Annotated in this window: 2 protein-coding genes; both read right to left on the bottom strand. The window is 71.7% G+C overall.

Features of this window, described 5'->3' with window-relative positions:
* Positions 1-925: 925 nt before the first annotated feature.
* Positions 926-1141: a hypothetical protein gene (locus Q8791_RS31060; protein WP_330095422.1), complete on the bottom strand. Its 216-nt coding sequence runs from the start codon at positions 1139-1141 to the stop codon at positions 926-928.
* The gene (locus Q8791_RS31055) at positions 1138-22341 is read right to left on the bottom strand and encodes a hypothetical protein (protein WP_330095421.1); all 21204 of its coding nucleotides are present in this window, start codon (positions 22339-22341) and stop codon (positions 1138-1140) included. The genes Q8791_RS31060 and Q8791_RS31055 overlap by 4 nt, the downstream gene beginning before the upstream one ends.
* Positions 22342-22412: the final 71 nt, after the last annotated feature.

The raw sequence follows: 22412 nt of genomic DNA, 5'->3' as shown, positions 1-22412 counted from the left end.
AGGGTGGCGTAGACCTCGGAGGCGCGGCCGAGGTTGGCGAGGCTGACATTGGGGACCTCGATGCCGGTGAGGACCTTGATCGCGTTGCGTGAGGAGTCGGACATGTTCGGGTCCAACGCCATACCCGATCCCTCCTTCCTCTGCCCCTGGCGCCGCCACGCGGCCACGAACGTAACACCGGATAATCCGCGCTTATCGGTGATTCATTCGCTGGACCGGCAACCTTGTCCAAGCTTCCTCCGGTGAATTGCCGAAGGTCACGGGTGCGCTTCGGAAGCGGTGGGGTTTTTCTGGAACAGGTTCCACCTGGTTGGCGCGCCGAGTATTTCCGCAACGGTTTTCCTGGGCCGAACCGGATATTCTTTTCCCGTTTCCCTCGCGCCGGAGGGTCCGTCCGGCGGCCGGGCGGATGCCTGGTGAGGGCGGGCGGCAAGGTGGGGCCTCGGCTGAATCGCTGTCGGCCGGGCGCCGGCCACAGCGTCCGCGAAAGAGTCGCTCGGGCTCCTGGGGAGGCGGCAGCGGAAGGAACTGCTCGTGTGGAGGCGTCCGAACGGCGGCCGTATGTCGGCAGGCGGACGTTCAGTTCCCGTTCGTCGAGAATTCGCTTCTGCGTTTCGCGCGATACGCCTTTATGTCGCCGGGGGCGGGCTCGGGCGTATGAGCCGAAGGGAAAAGGGAGAAGTGCGTCTTCGAGGAGAATCGCGTTCCCTGTGGTCTCGAACGGGAGGGGGAGGTCCCGTCGTGCACTTCTCAGAGCCAGGGCGCGGGGTGTTGTTCGTCGGTGTGGGGGCGCGGGCGAGGCGGGTGGGGGCCGGTGCTTCTCGGCGATGGCGCTGAGCACGCGGTACGCCAGGTCGTCATGGAACGAGCGCTGCGGTGAGAGGGGCTCCGGGGTGTCGCGCGCTGACGAGAGGCCCGGCCGGGGTCACTCCGGATCTTCGAAGTAGCGAACGTAGGCGTTGGACTGTGCGGCGCAGTCGTGGAATATCTGTTCGTTGGACCAGCCGCGTGTGGTGCGCAGGCGGGGGATCGCGTCGGCTGTTGCGGGGTCGTGGCCGGTGAGGGTGCCGTCGTCGTGCAGTGTCAGAAAAGGTCGTGTCCGCTGTGTGCGGCGGTCCTGGGCGTAGAGCACGCGGGTCATCGGCTGCTCCTCGGGAAGAGGCTGGTGGTTCCCCGTGCGTTGTGGGCCAGCATGTCCAAGCGTGCCATCATCTCGTCGAACCAGTCGGACCGGCTCAGGCGGGCGAACTCGTCGTGGAGTCGGTCGAGCCGGGTACGCAGGAACCGGATGTCGGCCTGGGTCAGCGGGTTGGCGATCCATGCGTTGGCGTCGAAGTCGTAGAAGGGCCGCATGCCGTTGGTGTAGGCCAATCCGTCGAGGTCGGTGGGGTCTTCGGGTGTGTGCTCGTACTTGAACCAGGCCTTGCCGTGGTCGATGCCCGCGACGTTCCCGTTGCCCTGGTCCAGCCAGTTGCCCGGGTTGCGGTCGCCGTTGGCGATCAGCAGGTCCAGCAGGCCCAGCACGTGTCCGTCCCGGGTGTTCAGGAGCGGGGATCGCGGGTTGTCCAGGTGGGTGAACCCGGAGACGCCGTTCATGTAGTGCATGAACAGCTCGAACTCGCCGATGCGCAGGACACCGGGGACGTTGGCGCCGATGGCGCGGCCCACCAGCGAGCCGAGTTGTTCGGCGTCGGCGCGTGCGCGGGCGGAGGTGGTGTCCTCGGTGTCCTTGTAGACCGCCTGTGTGCCGTTCTCGAAGCTCATGAGCGTGGTGGTGCCGTCGGAGCCGTCTTCGACGAGTCCTTCCTGTCCCACCACGTCGGATCCGGTGGCGGTGACGAGGTCCTGGATGCCGGCGAAGGTCCCGTTCCACAGTATGAGCGTCTCCATCCGCCCGTCCTGGTCCTGCGCGGTCTCCTCGGGTGAAGCGGGCTGCTGGTCGTAGGCCGCGGTGGGGTCCTGGGAGTACTGCTGCGTGGTGGGGGCCTGTGTGTACTGGGGCGCTGTGGGGTACTGGGAGAACTGTGTTCCGGGGGGGTAGGCCGAGCCTGGGGTTTGGGCGGCGTCGTAGTCGTTCGTGTCCGTGTACTGCTCGGAGGGGGCGGCCTCCGAGCGGCGGTCGTGGCGGCGCCGGTGATGGCCGGCCATGAAGACCTGGGTCTGTGCGTCCTGGGGGGTGTGGTGCCCGATGTCTTCGACCCGGTAGCGGTAGGTGAGGTCGGCGATGACGTCCTCGGTTGTCGAGGGCTGGTCGTCGTTCTTCTTGTCGGCGGCGATGAGCGCGCTCAGGTCGGGTCTGGTCGGCGGGTTGCCGTTCCAGGGGTCGTCGGGGTCGGCGGGGGCCTGTAGCTGGGTGGGCTCGGCCGGCGCAGGGTCGTAGAAGTCGTTGTCCAGGTTGTCGGCGGGGTCGTCGGTGCGGTCCTGGTCGGATTGCCGGGTGCGGGGCGCCTGTGCCGCGGGCGGGGGGTTGAGCGCGCTGCTGAACAGTTCGCTGATGTCCTGGTGGGGCGGCGTTGTGGGTGGCTGCGCGGGGGTGTCGGCGGTGGTGATGCTGTCCGACCCGGCCTGGGAGGAAGGGTTCCTCTGCCCGCCCGGCCGCTCGCCGTCGTCGGTCCGGAACGGGCCGTCACCGGACCGGTTCTCGTCTACGTCCCGGGAACGGTCGTCGTTCGGGCCGTCGCCGCGTCCACCTGGCTGTTGGTCGCGGCCTCGGCCTGTGGAGCCGGATGTGTCCGCGATCGGCTGGTCGTTACTACGGGGGCTGGTGGAAACGCTCGCCGGAGGCTGGTTGTTCTCCCCGTCTGCTGTTGTGTTCCCCCGCTGGCCCGGGCCCTCGGTCATGGGGTAGGCCACGATATCGGTCAGCGAGCTGGGCAGGGGGTTGTCGTCTCCGAAACCGGAGTTCAGGAGGCCGAAGGGGGCGTCCTGGGATTTGGGGTCGAGGAAGCTGAGGAAGTCGCTTCCGTAGCCCGGGCGTTTGGGGTCCAGGGCGTGGTCGTCCCGGTCCCCCAGGGGTGTGAACCGCGGTTCGTCGAACGGCGAGCGCCGGGGCTCCTGTACCGGTGTGTCGGGGTAGTCGTACAGGGACATGCCGTCGTCGCTGTCGTCCGAGCCGGAGTCCAGGTCCGGGACCGGTTCGGTGTCCGAGTCGGTGTCGCGCTGGGCCGGGTCGCCGCTGTCGTGGGTGGTGCGGCCCCCTCGACCGTCTCCGCGCGAGGAGCGGCCGCCGTCCCCGTCCGTTCCGCGGCCCTTGCCCTCGCCCCCGGTGTCGCGCCTGGTGTCGGGGCCGTCCCTGCCATCGGACCGGCCGCCGTTGTCGCTGCCGGACCGGTCGCCTCCGCGGTTGGAGCGGTCGCCGCTGTTGCCCGAACCGTCCTTGTCCCGGCTGCCGTCCTTGTCGTCGTCCTTCTTCCGGTCATTCCCGGGGGTGTCCCCGGAATCGTCTCCGTCATCGGAGTCGTTCCCGTCATCGGAGTCGTCTCCGTCCTCCGACGTCTCCCCGTCATCGGAGTCGTCCCCGTCCTCCGACGTCTCCCCGTTCTCGTTCTCGGGCTGTTCCCGGGACGGGGCGGACTCGGTCTTCGTCCCCTCGGACGACGTCCTCCCCGGTTCCACGGCTGGGGTGATCTTCTCCAGCAGCTTCCGCACGTGGTCGACGCCCTCCCGGGCGTTCTCGGCGATGGTCTCGGCGTCGTCGCCGGCCTCCTCGGCCGTCTCCGCGGCCTTCTTCGCGATCCCGTCCGCGGCCGTCGCCTTCGTGGCGGCCTCCTGCGCGCTCTGGTGTGCGCGGCGGGCGTCGGCGGCGGCCTTGTCGGCGGCGGTCACGGTCTCATCGGCGGTGTCCCGTGCGTCCTGGGCGAGCTCCCGCGCCTCCTCTGCGCGTGCGGCGGCGTTCTCGGCATCGTGCGCGGTGGTGTCCGCCCTCTCGCGCAGGCGGTCGGCCCGCTGGGCCAACTGCTCCGCGTGCTCGGCGGCCCGGGCCGCGTGCTCCGCCGTTTCGCGGGCGGTCCGCCGGGCGTCCTGGGCTCTCGCCCGCGCGTCCTCCGTGTTGCGGTGAGCGGTGTCCTCCCGGGTGTTCGTCGTCCCCCTGCTGTTGCCGGTCGTGTTCGGCGCGGTCTGCGTTCCCGTGTCGCCGGGTGTCCTGACCGGCGGGTTCGTCGTCCCCCCGCTGATGTCGGTCGTGTTCGGCGTCGTCTGCCCGCCGGGGGAGGGGCGGGAGGCGTTCTTGGCCGCCTGGGCTGCGAGGTCCGCGGCGGTGCGGGCCGACCGGGCGTCGGCCTCGGCCTTCGCGGCGTCCCGGGCGACGTCCGCGGCACCCGCTTGCACCTGGCGGGCTCTGGTCGTCGCCGCGTCCGCGGCGGTGCGGGCGTCCTTGGCCGCGTCGGCGGCACGCTGAGCCGCGTTCGCCGCGTTCTTGGCGGCCTCGACGGCCCGGTCCGCGGAATCCCGGTGGCCGGAGGCCGTGGCGCTGAGTGCCTCGGCCCAGGTCCGCAGGGTCGTGGCGTCCGTGGCCATCGTGTCGGCTGTCGTCTTCGCGGTGCTGGCGTTCTTCGAGGCCTTCTCGGCGTCGGTCTGCGCCTTCTCCGCTGCTTTCTGCGCGGTGTCGGCGCGCTGGGCGATGCCCTCCAGGTCGGTGATCAGGCTGTTGGCCTGGTCGCGCGCGTCCTGGGCGGTCCGGCCCTGTCCGGTCAGACCGTTGACGGCGGTGCGGAGCTCCTGGTACCGCGGCGGGGTCGCGTTGAGCTCCCTGGTGAGCCCGGCGACGGTGGCCTCGTGCTTCTTCGCGGTGGTCTGGGCGCTGGTCGCGGCGGTGTCCGCGTTGTCGGCCGCTGTGGTGGCCGTCGTGACCCGGGCGTTGAAGGCTTTGCGATCGGGCTCGGGCCGCGTCGTGGAGGCTTCCTCTTGGGCTGCGGTGATGTCGTTGTCGGCGGCGGTGGCGCTGTCGTGTGCGGTGTCGGCTGCTTCCTGTGCGTCGCGTGCCTGCCGCACCGCCCCCGGTGACGCGGTGCCGTCGGTCCCGGTCTCGGGTGCGGGTGCTCGGCCTCCGGTTCCGGGGGCGGGTGCTGCGCTGTCGGAGCCGGTGAGGAGGCGGAGGCCGTTGCTCAGGTCGGTGTTGCCGCGGTCCAGGGTGGCGGAGAGGCCGTTCGCGCCATCGCGTGCGTCACGGGCCTCCCGGACCGCGGTGTCCGCGGCGTCGGAGGCGTGTTCGACCCGTGTGTCCACGGCGTCCCAGGCCCGGTTGACCGAGCTCTCGCCGCCGGTGTCCGACGCGCCGGTTTCCCGGACGGGGGTCTCGGACGCCGGAGCACCGAGGTTCAGCTCCGACCGGACGCGGTCACCCAGCTCCTGGCGCGGCCCCGCGGGCGCCGGGGCCGGTGGGGGCGCGGTGACCTGTGGGGGTGCCCCGTCGGTGGTCGCGGTTCCGACCTGAAGGGCTCCAGCGGGAGCGGGGGGCCCGACAGTGGTCGTGGTCCCTGTGGTGCCGCCCGTGGTTCCGGTGTTGCCGGTGGCCGGTACGCGGGTCGTTCCTCTGTTTCCCTCGCCGCTCACCGGACGCTTCGGGGGAATGGTGCCGCTGTCCGTCCCCTGCCCGGCCTCCCCCAGGGTGGTGCGCGCGCCGTTCACGGTCTCGACCAGGGAGTCGATCTGATCGTTGAAGTCCGCCAGCGCGCGTTGGTAATCGGCCGCCTTGGCGTTGTAGGCGCTCTCGGCGCTTCGGTCGGCCGGGTTGGCGGCGTAGTTCTCGGCCAGGCCCTCCAGCGGGGCCCGGGTGTCGGCGTACGTGGCCTCCGCCTTGCCGAACTCGTCCCGCGCCCGGTTGATCCGGTCCATGACGGGGGCCATGTCCTTGGCCTGGTCCGGCGTGAGGAAGCCCATCGCGATCGCGTCGGACTCCGCGTACCACTTGGCCGTCCGGATCGTGGCGTGGTCCACGGTCCAGCGGGTGGGCCGGGAGTGGAACGGGGTCCGCGGCAGGCTCGGGTCGTTCGGGTGGAAGGCGCCGGGCGCCCTGAGCTTGCTGCCCGCGGCGAACGCCCAGGTGGCGTCGTGTTCCACGAGGTAGACGGGCCCCTGGCGGAGCTGGTCGGACTCCTGGTAGCCCTTGACCGCCTGGTTGGAGCCCCGTTCGGCCCCGTGGGACGAGCTGGTGTTTCCGCCCGCCGCACCGGTGTAGATTCCCTCGTGCCCGTCGTAGCGGATGCCTTCGGTGTCGGTGCTCAGTCCTGCCGGGCGGAACTCTCCTCCGCGGCCCCGGCTCCCGCCGTGGGAGTCGCCGGCGCTGTTCGTCCGGGACTGTACACGGGAGTCGCTGAGCTGACTGCCCGGAAGCGCGTCCAGGATCTTCGCCCCGCGGTTGCTCGGCACGACCTTGGCGCCCCACTCGGTGCGGCCGATTTTCGTGAGCTTCACCCCGGTGGGGTTGCGGGAGGCCGAGGGGTCCAGCGCCTTGATGGCCTTGTCGCTGAGGGCGTGGTCGATCTCGTTGTAGACCGGGTCCTGGCCGTAGGCGTCGGCGAGGTAGGCGCGTGCGGCGTCGGCGGTGGCGCGGGTGGGCTGCTCCCCCTCGGGGGTGCCGGCGGGCGGCTGCCAGCCGAGGGTCTGCGCGATGACGACGTTGGCCTTGTCGCGCAGCGCCTGTCCGTGGTTCTCCACCCTGACCGGTAGTGAGAGGGAGGAGCCGCTGCCCGGCCGGGGGCCCGCGTTGTCGGTCCACGTGCGCAACGCGTCGGACACGGTCGCGTAGACCGGGGCCGCGGGCCGCCGTGTCGTGCCGTTGTTCGCCGGAGGGGCGGGGGTGCGGTCGCCTTCCGGGGCAGGGAGTGTGTTCCGGTCGGCCGGCGCGGTCCCCGTGGAGCCGGTGCCGTCCGTGGACGTGGTGATGGCCGGGGCCGCAGGCGGTGCCGGCTGGTCGGTGCCGGTTCCACGCGTGCCGCCGTCCGTGGTGGTCGTCTCCGGGGGATCGAAGGTCATGTACGCGAACGGGTACAGCGTCGTCACCCGTCCGCTGTCCGCGGCGCCGGTGTACGTCGACCGCGGCGGGTTGCCGTTCTCCCCGCCCTTGGGCTTGCCGAGTTCGAGGGTGAGAGTCAGGGTCGTGTCCGCGACGACCTTCGCGTGGGGGGTGTTCAGGTGCAGTTCGACGGTGCGGGCGTCGTCCTGGGACTGCCCGGAGGAGCGCCCGTCGCTGGTGGAGGAGGACACCCCGCCGGCAGGCGAGGTGAACAGCGCGCGGTCGCCCGGTTGTCCGTCCGCTCCCTGGTCGTCCTGGGGGTAGGGAGGAGGGACCAGTGCCACCCCGTCCAGACTCGCCGACGTTCCGGTTCCCTTGTTCTGCGAGTGCGCGTCGGTCGCCTTCCACGTGTGCGACTCGATGTAGTAGCCGGACTGGCCGACGTAGGAGACGTCGGTGTTGCCCGGGTCCCTGGTCAGGTTCACGTAGACCTTCGCCGGGGAGCTCCAGCGCTGCGGCCGCGGCCCCGAGTCCGGCCCGGGCTCCGGTCCCAGCGCGCGGACCTCGACGGGCACCGGCACGGTGGAGTCCGGGTTCTGGCCCAGGTGCGTGGTCAGTTCCTGGAGCAGGAGCTCACGGCCGCCGCGCGTCAGCTCCAGCCCGTTCCTGGCGAGGTCGTTCACCAGGTCCTGGATGGCGGCCCCGGGGTCGGCGGGTTCGAGCTGCCTGCCGTTGTCCTCGAACCCGGGGCGCACCCGTGCGTGGTCGGGCGTCTTCGGGTTGGGCTGCGGACTCAGGTCCACACCCGTCCCGCTCCGTTTCGGGGTCGCCCGGTCCATCACCAGCCCTTCCTGCTGGGCGTCGCGGGAGTGCACGAAGCCCGAGAGCAGGTCCCTGACGGGAGCGGTCCACCCGTGTTGGAGGTTCTGCCAGGTCAGGGGCGGGCCGATGCTCCAGTTCTTCAGGAACTCGATCGCCTGGGTGAGGTGGCCGGAGGCGCGGAAGGCGTACGCCTTGGTGTCGTTGGGGATGAACAGCACCGACGACGTGAACGCGGTCGACTGGGTGTGCGAGGTGCCGCGGGAGAAGAACGTGCGGGTCAGGGAGGGGCCGACCAGCGGGATCGGTCGGACGGCCTCGTTGGGCAGGGAGCCGTCGGAGGCCGTCGGGTTCGGGTTGCGGCCTCCGCTCCCCCCGAACTTGAGGCCGACGCTGCCGGTCAGGGAGGTGCCGGTGGACAAAGACGTCTCGCTGCTGCCGCCCCACCGCATCTGGGCGTCGACGGGGCGGAAGTCGGTGACGGCGTCGGTCTCGACCTTGGTGGCGATGGTGGCGCGGATGTCGTGCGGTGACCAGAAACCGCCGCTCATCTCCTGGCGGATGCGGGAGCCCCACGGGGTGGTCGCGCTCTTGCTCCCGGCGAGTGCTTCCGCCGACAGGTGGTTCTCGATCCGCAGACCGTTCCCGGACGACTGGGAGAGGAACGACTCTAGCTTGCGCCGGAACCCGTCGTGGAGGCCGCTGCGCGGATCGGAGAAGGTGCGGTAGGTCTCCTCCAGCAGCCCGCGCATGCCCCGGCTGCCGGTGTCGAAGTGGGTGTTCACGTGCTCGAAGGTGCCGCCGATGCGGCGGATCGCCCGGGCGCGGGTCTGGTCCAGGGTCGGCGGACCCTGCTGGGGCCGGTTGGCGGGGGCGCCGTCGCCGCTCCGCTCGCCTGCGGGCGGGGCGGTCTGCGGCGTCGTTCCGGTGGTGGTCGTGGTGGTGCCGCCGGGGGCAGGCGGTGGTGTGAGGATCACCGCCTGGTTGTTGTCGGTGCCGGTCGGGTTGGTCGTGGTGGTGGTCGTGGGGGGCGCAGTGGTGTTCTGGGGAGGGGTGAGGCTCTCGGTACCACTGCCGAACAGGCGCCCCCAGGCGTGGACGACCCCGTCCTGGATGACGGTCCACCGGCCTCCCCGGTCGTTGGCCGGAGTGCCCCCGGGAGTGGTCTGCGGGAGGAAGCCCCGGACGAGCACGTCCCGTGCCTGCTCGGGCGTGAGTCGTTGCCGACCCCCGGTCGTGCCCGTCGGGTTTGCCCCGGTGGCCGGGGAGTCGGAGTCCATCGGGGGCATTTTGGGGGTGAGGAAGACCGCCTGTGTGTCCACCCCCTTCCCCAGGAGCGGGGTGCCGTGTTCGCGCTGGGGCCGGCCGTCGCGCGTCATGCCGATGTCGTCGTGCTCGAACAGCCGCGCGGTGAAGCGGGTATTGGACGTCCACACGTCGGAGTCCCCGCCGAACAGCACCGTCTCCTCGGAGCTGTGGGAGAGGCTCTGAACGTATTCCTTGCTGAAGCCCAAGGAGGAGAGCAGCCCGATCAACGGGTTTCCCAGCTGCCCGGGGACGCCGCGCGCGTCGGCGGCGGCGTCGTTGCGCACGCCTCCGCCCGTGTTGACGCTGAGCGAGTGGTTGACGCTCGACCCCTTCGTGGTGGTGATCCCGGCCGAGCCCCCGAACCGGCCACCGCCGCTGGCGGTCGTGTCGAACTTGTGCACGGGGCGGTCGAAGTCCCCGTAGACGCGCAGGGTCACGTGGTCGGGGCGCAGGCCCTTGTCCTTGCCGAGCGTCGTCAGGTCGATCACGGCGGTTTCCTTGAGGCGGACCGGGATGCCGTTTCCGGGCAGGTCGCGTGCGCCGCTCTTGAGACCGGACTCGGAGAGCGCGTTGATGACCTTGAGGGTGTTCGTGCGTGCCACGTCCGCGTTGCGGCGCAGGCCCCAGCGTTCACGGAAGCTGCGCATGGGTCCGTCCGGGTCCATGCGGCTGGGGCGGACGGCGTAGTCCTTGCCGGTCCGCGCCAGGTCCGGGATGACCATGCCGGGGTGCTTCTCGGAGATGGCGCTGAGGACGTTGTACGCCAGGTCGTCGTAGAACGGGTGCTGTGGTGAGCGAGGCGCCGGGGTGTCGCCGTCGTTGTTCCCCGTGGTTCCCGTCGTGTTCGTGGTCCCCGAGTCGCCGTTGTTCGTGGTTCCTGTGGTCTCGGTGGTGTTGGAGGTCCCGGCGGTTCCCGTCGTCCCGCCGTTGTCGACCGGAGCGGCGGGGGGAGCGTGGCTGAACCCGAGTACGGTGGCCCCGCTCAGGTTGGTGGGGTGGTCCACCGCGAGGTTCGGGAACGGGAGCGGGGGCGGCGCGCTCTGTTCTCCGGCCGTGGTCGGGACCTTGGGCGGTTCACCGTTGAGCTGGCGGGCGTCCTCGATCGTGAGCATCTCGACGGTGTCGCCCTCGAAGCGGTGCGGCCCCGGCTCGCCTCCGATGTGGACGTAGAAGTCGCGTTTGACGTCGTAGGCCGCGTGGCCGGAGGGGGCGTGCACGACGTGGCTGGTCGTTCCCGAGGTGTTCAGGGTGGTGCCCGTGCTCTTCTCGAACGTCGCCGAGTACTCCAGGAAGGGCACGTCGAGCCGGATGCTCCTGCCGTTGGGCAGTTCGAGCCAGATGCCGAACCCGCCGCCGATGGAGCCGGAGGCCACGGTGGAGTGCTTGACGGTGGAGGAGTCGCTCTTGACCGTGGTGTTGCTGTGCACGAAGTCGGCCAGGCCGGGGGCGAAGTCCTTGCGGTTGTACTCGGTGGACACCGACCACATCCGCATGGTCTGGACTCTGTCGTCGGGGAACACGATCCGGATGTGCGCGGAGCTGTTGGACATCTGCGGCAGGTACTGCTGGACCCGGTCGTTGTCGAAGGTGGACTCGATGCGCTCGCGGTACGCGTTGTCGCGCCGCTCCTGCCGGGAGGGGGCGTGGCCGGTGCCTGGGTCCCCGCCCCGGCGGGGGCCCAGGAGGTGGTCGGCGAGCCAGGTGCCGAGGGTGCCCTTCCCCGGCCGGCCGCCGCCGCTCGTCGTCACGGTGGTGCCGTCATCGCGGTCGCCTCCGCCGCTGCGGCCGGTCCGACCGTCGTCGGACGTGGTGTTGACCGTGGTGTTGCCACCGGTACCGCCGCCTGATGCCGGAGCGGGGGGCGGGGCGACCGGGGAGAAGCGGGTGATCTCGAGCGGGTGGCCGGTACCGATGCCAGGCCGGTTCACCGGCTGGTGGTGGCCGTTCGCGTCCGCCGGACCGTTGTCGGGCACGATGCGCTGGGGTGCGTCAGAGGAGGAGACCGCCTCGCCCGGCAGGTTCATGGCGAGCCCGTTGTACGCGGTCCCCTCCTGGACGCGCGGTGCGGTCAGGCCCGGTCCGGTGACGGAGGCCCTCATGTGCAGGTCGCCGAAGTAGAGGTTCGGGGTGCCGAGCAGTTCGATGCCGGTGGCGGCGTTGTTGCTGGTCGAGGCGGACCCGGAGGTGCCCCGGACCTTCATGCCGCCGCGCCCGCCGATGGACGCGATCGGCCCGGCGTTGTTCCCGCTGACGTCCCCGACGTAGAAGGGGCTCATCGTGAACTTGGCGCCGACGGTCTTGCCCGCGCCGCGTGATCCGCCTTCGCTGGAGTTCACCCCGGGGCCGGCGTCGTTGAGCCGCAGGAACTTGGAGTCCCCGCCGCCGCTGTCGGCCTTGGTGTCGAGGTGGTAGAAGTCGCCGTCCTCGGCGCGCAGATCGATGTCGGCGCTCCACCGCTGCCCGTTGTGGGTGGTGCTGACGGTGCGTCCGCCCTCGCGCAGGAAGGGGCGCGGTCCCTCAGTGGTGAGGATGTCGACCACACTGTCCACGATCCCCTGCCGGGCGGGGCCGGGCATGCCCGGCGTGCTGGTCAGGACGTCGTTGACGAACCCGGGCAGGTGCTCGGCGAAGAGCATGTGCGGACCGAGGACGGTGGACGTGGTCAGGTAGCCCAGGTCGTAGCTCTGACCGCTCCGGTCCGGCACGAAGCTGCCGTCGTAGGTGAGGGGCGGGCGGGGCCGGGGCGGCGGGGGAGGCGGTGCGCCCTCCTGGGTGCTCCGGTCCGGCTGCGTCGGCGGGTTCCCCGGCCGCCGGCGGTCCATGAACGAGGAGAAGGGTGAGCGGGAGCTCTGGGGGTCCGGCCCGCCGCGGGTGTTCGGTCCGCGGCCGTCCCGGTCCCTCTGATTCTGGTCCCTGCTGCCCTCTGCCTCGGTGGTGTTCCGGTTGTCGGTCGGACTTTCGCCCCGGGTGGCGGTGGAGTCCGAGCTGAGGGGGCCGAGCGGCACGTCACTGCTGGTTCCGCCGAGGGGCACGGGACCGCGGTCGCGGCTCGGGCCGCCGGTAGTCTCCAGGACGGCCATGACGGTGGTGGGGCCCTCGGGGTGCAGCAGGTCGGCCTGCATCTGGGCGAGGCGGTCGTAGGTGCGGTAGGCCTCGTTGGCCCCGCGCTGCGCCTCGTAGGCCTGGGCGCGCAGGTCGTCGGCGTCGGGGCGGCCCTGGCTTTCGGCCTCCCTGGTCTGGCTGACCAGGTCCTGGGCGTGCTGGTAGCCGCTGATCGCGTCCTTGATGCTGGCCGAGGCCAGTTCCCCGATCCGGATGGCGTCGGACATCCTGTTCGACGCGGCCTGCGGGGAGGAGGTCCCCGGTCGGACTGGTCCCTCGGTCATGTGGAAGGCCACGATGTCGTGGGTGTTGCGGCCGCCCCGGCCGTCTCCGCGCGAGGAGCGGCCGTCGTTCCCGTCCGTTCCGCGGCCCCTGCCCTCGCCGCCGGTGTCGCGCCTGGTGTCGGAGGCGTCCCTGTCACCGGACCGGTCGTTGTTGCTGCTGCCCTCGTTGCCGCCGTCGGAGCGGTCGCCGCCGTCGCCCCCGGACGACGTCCTCACCGACTCCACGGCCGGGATCTTCTCCAGCAGCTTCCGTACGCTTTCGGCGCGCTTCCGGGAGTTGTCGGCGATGGTCTTGGCGTCGTCGCGGGCCTCCTCGGCGGTCTCCGCGGCAGTCGCCGCGCGCTCGGCCGCGTCCTGCGCCTTCTGGGCGGCCTCCTGCGCGGCCTGGTGTGCGCTATGGGCGTCAGCGGCGGCGTTGTCGGCGGCCTGCACGATCCGTTCGGCGGCGCCCCGGGCCGTCTCGGCGACCTTCTGTGCTTCCTTCGCGCGGGTGGCGGCCGTTCCGGCATCCTGCGCGGTGGTGTCCGCCCTGTCGCGCAGGCGGTCGGCCCGCTGGGTCAACTGCCGCGCGCCCTCGGCGGCTCGGGCCGCGTGCTCCGCTGCTTCGCGGGCGGTCTGCCGGGCCTGCTGGGCCCTCGCTCGCGCGTCCTCCGCGTTGCGGCGAGCGGTGTCCTCCCGGGTGTTCGTCGTCCCCCGGGGGCCGGTGCCGCTCGACCCCTCGCCCCGGGACGGGTTGGACGTTCCGGTCGTGTTCGGCGTCGTCTGCTCGCCGGGGGAGGGGCGGGAGGCGTTCTTGGCCGCCTGGGCTGCGAGGTCCGCGGCGGTGCGGGCCGCGCGGGCGTCGGTCTCGGCCTGCGCCGCGTCCCTGGCGACGTCCGCGGCCCCCGCTTGCACCTGGTTGGCCCTGGCTGTGGCCGTGTCCGCGGCAGTGCGGGCGTCCTCGGCCGCGTCGGCGGCACGCTGAGCCGTGTTCGCCGCGTTCTTGGCGGCCTCGACGGCCCGGTCCGCGGAGTCCCGGTTACCGGAGGCCCTGTTGCTGAGTTTCTCGGCCCAGGTACCGAGGGCCTCGGCGCGCTTGGCCAGTCCGTCGGCCGTCGTCTTCGCGGTGCCGGCGTTCTTCGAGGCCTTCTCGGCGTCGGTCCGCGCCGTCTCCGCCTCCGTCCGCGAGGTGTCGGCGCGCTGGGCGATGCCCTCCAGATCGGAGATCAGGCTGGTGGCCCGGTCGCGTGCGTCCCTGGCTGCCTGGTCCCCGCCGGCTGACCGGTCCTGTCCGGACAGGCCGTCCACGGCGGTTTTGAGCTCTTGGTACCGCGGTGGGGTCGCGTTGAGTTCCCCCATGAGTCCGGCGACGGTGTCCTCGTGCTCGCCGGAGGTGGTCTGGGCGCTGGTCGCGGCGGTGTCCGCGTTGTCGGCCGCTGTGGTGGCCGTTGTGACCCGGGAGTTGAAGGCGTCGCTATTGGACTCGGGCGCCGTCGTGGAGGCACCGTTGCGGGTGGTGGCGATGGCGGTGTTGGCGGCGGTGGCGCTGTCGTATGCGGTGTCCGCCGCCACCTGCGCGTTCCGTGCCTGCCGCACCGCTCCCGGTGCGGGGGTGCCGTCGGTCCCGGGCACGGGTGCGGTCCCGGTCGCGGGCGCGGGCGCGCGTCCTCCGGTTGCGGGGGCGGGTGCTGCGCTGTCGGAGCCGGTGAGGAGGCGGAGGCCGTCACGCAGGTCGGTGTTGCCGCGGTCCAGGGTGGTGGAGAGGCCGTTCGCGTCATCGTGTGCGTCACGGGCCTCCCGGACCGCGGTGTCCGCGGCGTCGGAGGCGCGCTGGACCCGCGCGTCCACGGTGTTCGTGTTCTGTTCCTGGATGCCGTCCGAGTCCGATGCTTCGGGATCCCGTACGGGGGTGTCGGACTCCGGCGCACGGAGGTTCAGCTCCGACCGGAAACGGTCACTCAGATCCTGGCGCGGCCCCGTGGGCGCGGGCGCCGTGTCCGGCGGGGTCACGGTGACCTGCGGGGGTGTCCCGCCGGTGGACGTGGTGGTTCCGGAGGTGTCGACCGTGTTGCTGGTACCAGCGGTCGCGGTGGTGGTGTTCCCGGTGGCCGGCGCGCGGGTCGTCCCGTCGTTCCCGTCGCCGCTCGTCGTGCGCCCGGGGGGAACGGTGCCGCTGTCCGTCCCCTGCCCGGCCTCCCCCAGGGTGGGGCGCGTGTTGTTCACGGTCTCGACCAGGGAGTCGATCTGGTCGTTGAAGTCGGACAGTGCCTGTTCGTACTTGTCCGCCTGTGCGTTGTAGGCGCTCTCGGCGCTCCGGTCGGCCGGGTTGGCGGCGTAGTTCTCGGCCAGGTCCTCCAGCGGGGCCCGGGTGTCGGCGTAGGCGGCCTCCGCCTTGGAGAACTCGTCCCGCGCCTGGTTGATCCGGTCCATGACGGGGGCCATGTCCTTGGCCTGGTCCGGCGTGAGGAAGCCCATCGCGATCGCGTCGGACTCCGCGTACCAGCCGGCCATCCTGACCGTGACGTCGTCCACGCCCCAGCGCGTGGGCCGGGAATAGAACGGGGTCGACGAAAGGCTCGGGTCGTTCGAATGGAAGGCGGCGGGCGCCTTGAGCTTGCTGCCCGCCCCGAACGCCCAGGTGGCGTCGTACTCCACGAGGTAGACGGGCCCCTGGCGGAGCTGGTCGGACTCCTGGTAGCCCTTGACCCCTTGGTTGGAGCCCGATTCTGCCCCGTGGGACGAGCTGGCGTTCACTCCCGCCGCCCCGGTGTAGGCGCCCTCGTGCCCGTCGTAGGGCAGGCCCCCGGTGGTCAGCCCGGACGGGCGGAACTCTCCTCCGCGGCCCCGGCTCCCGCCGTGGGAATCGCCGGCGCTGTTCGTCCGGGGCCGGGTGCGGGAGTCGCTGAGCTGGCTGCCCGGCATCGCGTCCAGGATCTTCGCTCCGCGGTTGCTCGGCACGACCTTGGCGCCCCACTCGGTGCGGCTGATGTCCGTGAACTGCACCCCGTCGGCGTTGCGCGAGGCCGACGGGTACACGGCCTTGACGGCGCTGTCACTGAGGGCGTGGTCGATCTCGTTGTAGACCGGGTCCTGGCCGTAGTTGTCGGCGAGGTAGGCGCGTGCGGCGTCGGCGGTGGCGCGGGTGGGCTGCCCGCCCTCGGGGGTGCCGGCGGGCGGCTGCCAGCCGAGGGTCTGCGCGATGACGACGTTGGCCTTGTCGCGCAGCGCCTGTCCGCCGTCCTGCACCATCGCCGGCTTGGTGATGGCGGTGTCGGTGCCGGGCCGGGGGCCCGCGTTGTCGGTCCACGTGCGCAGCGCGTCGGCCACGGACGCGTAGATGGGGGCCCGGGGCCGCTGCGTCGTAGTACCGCCGTCCTCCCGGGGGGCGGGGGTGCGGTCGTTCCCGGTCGTGTCGGTTCGGCTCCGGTCGCCGGTGGTGTTGTCGCCTTCCGGGGCCGGAGGGGTGTTCCGGTCGCCCGGTGCGGTTCCGGTGGACCCGGTGGCGTCCGTGGACCCGGTGCCGGTTGTGGACGTGGTGATGGTCGGGGCCGGGGGCGGCGACAGCGTGTCGGTGCCGGTTCCCCGCGTGCCGCCGTCCGTGACGGTGGTCTCCGGAGAATCGAAGGTCATGTACGCGAACGGGTACATCGTCTCGATCCGCCCGCTGTCCGCGGTACCCGTGTACGTCGACCGCGGCGGGTTGCCGTTCTCCCCGCCCTTGGGCTCACCGAGTTCGAGGGTGAGGGTCAGCGTCGTGTCCGCGCGGACCTTCGCGTACGGGGTGTTCAGGTGCAGCTCGACGGTGCGGCCGTCGTCCTGGGACTGCCCGGAGGAGCGCCCGTCACTGGTGGAGGAGGACACCGCCCCTGCGGGGGGGCCGAACAGAGGGCGGTCGTCCCGCTGTTCCTCCGGCCCCTGGCCGTCCCGGGCGAAGGGCATGGGTTGCAGCAGCACGCCGTCCGCGCCCACCGCCGTTCCGGTCCCCCTGCTCTGGGAGTTCGCGTCGGTCGCCGTCCACGTGTGCGACTCGATGTAGTAGCCGGACTGCCCGACGTAGGAGACGTCGGTGTTGCTCGGGTCCCTGGTCAGGTTCACGTAGACCTTGCCCGGGGAGCTCCAGCGCTGCGGCCGCGGCCCCGAGTCCGGCCCGGGCTCCGGCCCCAGCGCACGGACCTTGATCGGCACCGGGACGGTGGAGTCCGGGTTCTGGCCCAGGTGCGTGGTCAGTTTCTGGAGCAGGAGTTCCCGGCCGCCGCCCGTCAGTTCCAGCCCGTTCGAGGCGAGGTCGTTCACCAGGTTCTGGATGGCGGCCTCGGGGTCGGCGGGCTGGACCTGCCTGCCGTTGTTCTCGAACCCGGGGCGCACGTGCGCGGTGTCGGGCGTCTTCGGGTTGGGCTGCGGACTCAGATCCACGCTGCCGTCGGTGAGGGTCGCCCGGTCCATCACCAGATCGGCCTGCTGTGCGTCGCGGGAGTGCACGTAGCCCGAGAGCAGGTTCTGGACCGGAACGGTCCACCCGTGGAACCGGGTGTTCCAGCTCAGGGGCGGGCCGATGCTCCAGTTCTTCGCGAACTCGATCGCCTGGGTGAGGTGGCCGGAGGCGCGGAAGGCGTATGCCTTGGTGGTGTTCGGGATGAACAGCACCGACGACGTGAACGCGGTCGACTCGGTGTGCGAGGTGCCGCGGGAGAAGAACGTGCGTGTGAGGGAGGGGCCGACCAGCGGGATCGGTCGGACGGCCTCGTTGGGCAGGGAGTCGTCGGTGGGGTGCGGGTTCGGGTTGCGGCCGCCGCTCCCTCCGAACTTGAGCCCGACGCTGCCGGTCAGGGAGGATTTGGTGGACAGGGTCACCTCGGTGCCGCCGTTCCACCGCATCTGGGCGTCGACGGGGCGGAAGTCGGTGACGGTGTCGATCTCGACCTTGGTGGCGACGGTGGCGCGGATGTCGTGCGGTGACCAGAAACCGCCGCTCATCTCCTGGCGGATGCGGGATCCCGACGGCGTGGTGGCGCTTTTGCTCGTGGCGAGTTCCTCCGCCGACAGGTGGTTCTCGAACTGTCGCCCGCCCCCGGACGACTGGGAGAGGTACGACTCTAGCTTGCGCCGGAACCCGTCGTGGAGGCCGCTGCGCGGATCGGAGAAGGTGCGGTAGGTCTCCTCCAGCAGCCCGCGCATGCCCCGGCTGCCGGTGTCGAAGTGGGTGTTCACGTGCTCGAAGGTGCCGCCGATGCGGCGGATCGCCCGGGCGCGGGTCTGGTTCAGGGTCGGCTGGGGCCGGTCAGCCGGGGCGCCGTCCCTGTTCTGGTTGCCTCCGGACGCGGTGGTATCGCCGGTGGGAGGCGCTTGGTTGTCGCCGGTGCCGGTGCCGGTGCCGGTGCCGGTGGTGGGGTTCGTGGTGTCGCCGGTGGGAGGCGATGGGATGAGGACGACGGCCTGGTTGTCGCCGGTGCCTGTCGTCGTGGTGGTGCCCGCGGGAGGTGCGGTGGTGTTCGGGGGCGGGACGACGACCTGAGCTTCCCCGCCGAACAGGCGTCCCCAGGTGTGCGCGACCCCGTCCCGGATCACGGTCCATCGGCCTCCCTGGTCCTGGCCCTCGCCCGTCGTACCGTCGGGGGCGGTCCGCGGGACGAAGTTCCGGACGATCATGTCCCGTGCCTGCTCGGGCGTGAGCGGTTGCCGACCGCCGGTCGTGGCGGGCGCCGTGTTCCCGGCGGTGTCCGTCTGCGTGGAGCTCTCGCCCCGGGTGTCCGTGGTGGTCCCGGGGGTGTCCCGCGTCTCCCGCCCGTCGGAGGTGGTGGCGGTGTCGCCGTCGCGGGTCGTGCCCGCCGGGTCGGACACGGTGTTCGGGGAGTCCGAGTCCATCGGGGGCATCTTGGGGGTGAGGAGGACGGTCTGGGCGTCCATCCCGTCCCCCAGGAGCGGGGTGCCGTGTTCGCGCTGGGGCCGGTCGTCGCGCGCCATCCCGATGTCGTCGTGCTCGAACAGCCGCGCGGTGAAGCGGGTGTGGGAGGTCCACACGTCGGAGTCCCCGCCGAACAGCACCGTCTCCTCGGAGCTGTGGGAGAGACCCTGACTGGAGCCCTTGCCCGTGTTCAGGGACGTGTTCAGCGAGGCCGAGGGGTTTCCCAAGACCCGGGGGACGCCGCGTGCGTCGGCGCCCTCGTCGGTGCGCACGCTGCCGCCCACGTTGAGGCCGAGCGAGTGGTTGACGCTCGACCCCTTCGTGGTGGTGATGCCGGCCGAGCCCCCGAACCGGCCACCGCCGCTGGCGGTCGTGTCGAACTTGTGCACCAGCCGATCGAAGTCGCCGTAGACACGCACGGTGACTGCATCGGGGCGGCCGCCCTTGTCCTTGAGGAGCATCGTCGGGTCGATGACGGCGGATTCCTTGAGCCGGACCGGGATGCCGTTTCCGGGCAGGTCGGACGCACCGCTCCTGAGACCGGACTCGGAGAGCGCCTTGATGACCTTGAGGCTGTTCTCCCGCGCCACGTCCGCGTTGCGGCGCAGGCCCCAGCGCTCACGGAAGCTGCGCATGGGTCCGTCCGGGTCCATGCGGCTGGGGCGGACGGCGTAGTCCTTGCCGGTCCGCGCCAGGTCCGGGATGACCATGCCGGGGCGCTTCTCGGAGATGGCGCTGAGCACGTTGTACGCCAGGTCGTCGTAGAACGGGCGCTGGGGTGAGGGAGGCGTCGGGGTGTCGCTGTCGCCGCTGTTGTTCCCGGTGGTTCCCGTTGTCCCGCCGTTGTCCGCCGGGGGAGCGTGGTCGAACCCGCGCACGGTGGCCCCGCTCAGGTCGGTGGGGTGGTCCACCGCGAGGTTGGGGAACGGGATCCGGGGCGGCGCGGCCGGTCCGTCGGTCGGGACCTTGGGCGGTTCACCGTTGAGCAGGCGGGCGTCCTCGATCGTGAGCATCTCGACGGTGTCGCCCTCGAAGCGGTGCGGCCCCGGCTCGCCTCCGATGTGGACGTAGAAGTCGCGTTTGACGTCGTAGGCCGCGTGGCCGGAGGGGGCGTGCACGACGTGGCTGCTCGTGCCCGAGGTGTTCAGCGTGGTCCCGGTGCTCTTCTCGAACGTCGCCGAGTACTCCAGGAAGGGCACGTCGAGCCGGATGCTCTTGCCGTTGGGCAGCTGGAGCCAGATGCCGAACCCGCCGCCGATCGAACCGGCCGCCACGGTGGACTGCTTGACGGTGGAGGAGTCGCTCTTGACCGTGGTGTTGCTGTGCACGAAGTCGGCCAGGCCGGGGGCGAAGTCCTTGCGGTTGTACTCGGTGGACACCGACCACATCTGCATGATGCGGGAAGGGCTGCCGGGGATATCGACCCGGATGTGCGCCGAACTGTTGGACATCTGCGGCAGGTACTGCTGCACCCGGTCGTTGTCGAAGGTGGACTCCATGCGCTCGCGGTACCCGTTGTTGAGCAGATCCTTCTTGGAGGGGGTGTGGCCGCTGCCCCGGTCCCCACCGGGGCGGGGGCCCAGGAAGTGGTCTGCGAGCCAGGTGCCGAGGGTGCCCTTCCCCGGCCGGCCGCCGCCCGTCGTGGCGGTGGTGTCGCCTTCGCCGCTGCGGTCGGTCCCGCCGTTGCCGGACGTGGTGTTGTCGCCGGTGGTTCCCGTGGTGTTGCCACTGGTCCCGTCGTCGGTTGCTGGGGGGACCGGGGTGAATCGTGTGATCTCGAGCGGGTGGCTGGTGCCCATGAACGGCCGGTTGACCGGCGGGTGGTTCCCGTTGGCGTCGGTCGGTCCGTTGTCGGGAACGATGTGCTGGGGGGCGTCGGAGGGGACGACCTCGCCCGGCAGGTTCATGGCGAGCCCGTTGTAGGTGGTGCCTTCCTGGACGCGCGGTGCGGTGAGGCCGGGGCCGGTGACGGAGGTCCTCATGTGGAGGTCGCCGACGTAGAGGTTCGGGGTGCCGAGCAGTTCGATGCCGGTGGCGGCGTTGGAGCTGGTCGAGGCCGATCCGGAGGTGCCCCGGACCCTCATGCCGCCGCGCCCGCCGAAAGCGGCGATCGGCCCGGCGTCGCTACCGCTGACGTTGCCCACGTAGAAGGGGCTCATCGTGAACTTGGCGCCGACGGTCTTGCCCGCGCCGCGTGATCCGCCTTCGCTGGAGTCCACCCCGGGGCCGGCATCGTTGAGCCGCAGGAACTTGGAGTCCCCGCCGCCGCTGTCGGCCTTGGTGCCGAGGTGGTAGAAGTCGCCGTCGTCGGGGCGCAGGTCGATGTCGGCGCTCCACCGCTGCCCGTTGTCGGTGGTGCTGACGGTGTGTCCGCCCTCGCGGAGGAAGGGTCGGGGGCCTTCCCGGGTGAGGATGTCGACGACGTCGTCCACGATCTTCTGCCGGGCGGGGGCGGGCATGCCCGGGGTGTTGGTCAGGACGTCGTTGACGAACCCGGGCAGGTGCTCGGCGAAGAGCATGTGCGGACCGAGGACGGTGGACGTGGTCAGGTAGCCCAGGTCGTAGCTCGTGCCGCTCCGGTCGGGGATGAAGCCGCCGTCGTAGGTGAGGGGCGGAAGAGGCCGGGGTGGCGGTGCGCCCTCCGGCGGGGTCCCCTCGGGCGGTGTCCCCTCCTGGGTGCTCCGGTCCGGCTGCGTCGGCGTGTTCCCGGTGAGGCCATCGCCCGGACGAACAGGGGGATCGGTGCTGAGGGGGCCCAGGGGGATGTCCCTGCTGGTTCCGCCGAGGGGGACGGGGCCGGTGTCGCGGCTCGGGCCGCCGGTGGTCTCCACGGTCATGACGGTGGTCGGGCCGTCGGGGCGCAGCAGGTCGGCCTGCATCTGGGCGAGGTGGTCGTAGGTGCGGTAGGCCTCGTTGGCCTCGCGCTGTGCTTCGTGGGCGCGGGTGCGCAGGTCGTCGGCGTCGGGGCGGCCCTGGCTTTCGGCTTCCCGGGTCTGGTTGACCAGGTCCTGGGCGTGTTGGTAGCCGCTGATCGCGTCCTTGATGCTGGCCGAGGCCAGTTCCCCGATCCGGATGGCGGTGGTGATCCGGTTCGGTGTGGTCTGCGGGGAGGGGTTCCCCTGCCCGGCGGTGGGCGCGGGTGGTGGAGTGACCTGCCCGGGCGGGGGCGTCATGAGGGGCGGTGGGACGGGCACGGCGGGGGAAGCGCCGTCCCGGTCTCCATCGCTGTCCCGGGGGCGGTCGCCGTCCTGTTCCCCATCGTTGTCCCGGGGGCGGTCGCCGTCCCGGGAGGTGTCCTCGTCCCGCCCGTCGGGCCGCTGCGCGTCCTGGTCGCCGGAGCCGTCGTCGGCGGGTGGGGGCCCGCTGTCCTCGGGCTGCGTAGGCTGTTCGCTCTCCGTCCTGACGGTGGTGTCGCGGTGGTCGGCGCCGTCCTCGGAAGCGGGCGGCGGGGGAGGAGCGCCGTCCTGCGACTCTGTCCGCTGCTCGTGGGGGCGTGCGGTGTCGGGGTCGGCCTGCTGTTCGTCGGTCGGGCTGCCCGGGTTGTCCCGTTCGGTGGTGTTGCCGGTGGTTGCGGTCTCCGGGGCGGGGGGTGCGTTCTCGGCGGCGGTGGGTACGTCGTCGGACGGCCGGTCGGTGGACGGGTCCGGGGTGGGGGTGTCGCCGGTGCTCTGGGGTGAGCGCCCTGCTCCGTCCCGCTCCGAGGAGGTGGGGCGCTGGTTGCTGTCGGCGGTCGGGTTGTTCGGCGCGGTCGCGGGTGGTTGTGGGCCCGTGGGCGGCGGGGTCGCCTGGCCGAGCGGGGGTGCCACGGTGAGGGGGGCCGTGGTGTCCTGCTGCTGCGGTTCGGGGGCGGTGCGGTCGACCCCGTTCGTGTTGGCGGGGTTGTCGTTGTGGTTGGTGTTCGGTGTGGTTTGGTCGGTGCCCGGGGGCGGGGTTGCCAGGGGGTTGTCGGGGACGATGGCGTTGAGGAAGTTGACGGCGAGGGGGCCGTCGTTCATCCCTGGCAGGTAGGGGTCGTTGTCGAGGCCGAGGGGTTTGGTGTCCGCTGCCTCGAAGGGGTCCTTGCCGG

The organism is Nocardiopsis codii (genome assembly GCF_036327455.1).
Lineage (GTDB): Bacteria > Actinomycetota > Actinomycetes > Streptosporangiales > Streptosporangiaceae > Nocardiopsis > Nocardiopsis codii.
This window is presented reverse-complemented; position numbering and strand designations above follow the sequence as displayed.

Bases quoted from the DNA above. Each gene is read 5' to 3' on its own strand.
- Q8791_RS31060 (WP_330095422.1), bottom strand. From the start codon at position 1,141: ATGACCCGCGTGCTCTACGCCCAGGACCGCCGCACACAGCGGACACGA.
- Q8791_RS31055 (WP_330095421.1), bottom strand. From the start codon at position 22,341: ATGAACGACGGCCCCCTCGCCGTCAACTTCCTCAACGCCATCGTCCCC.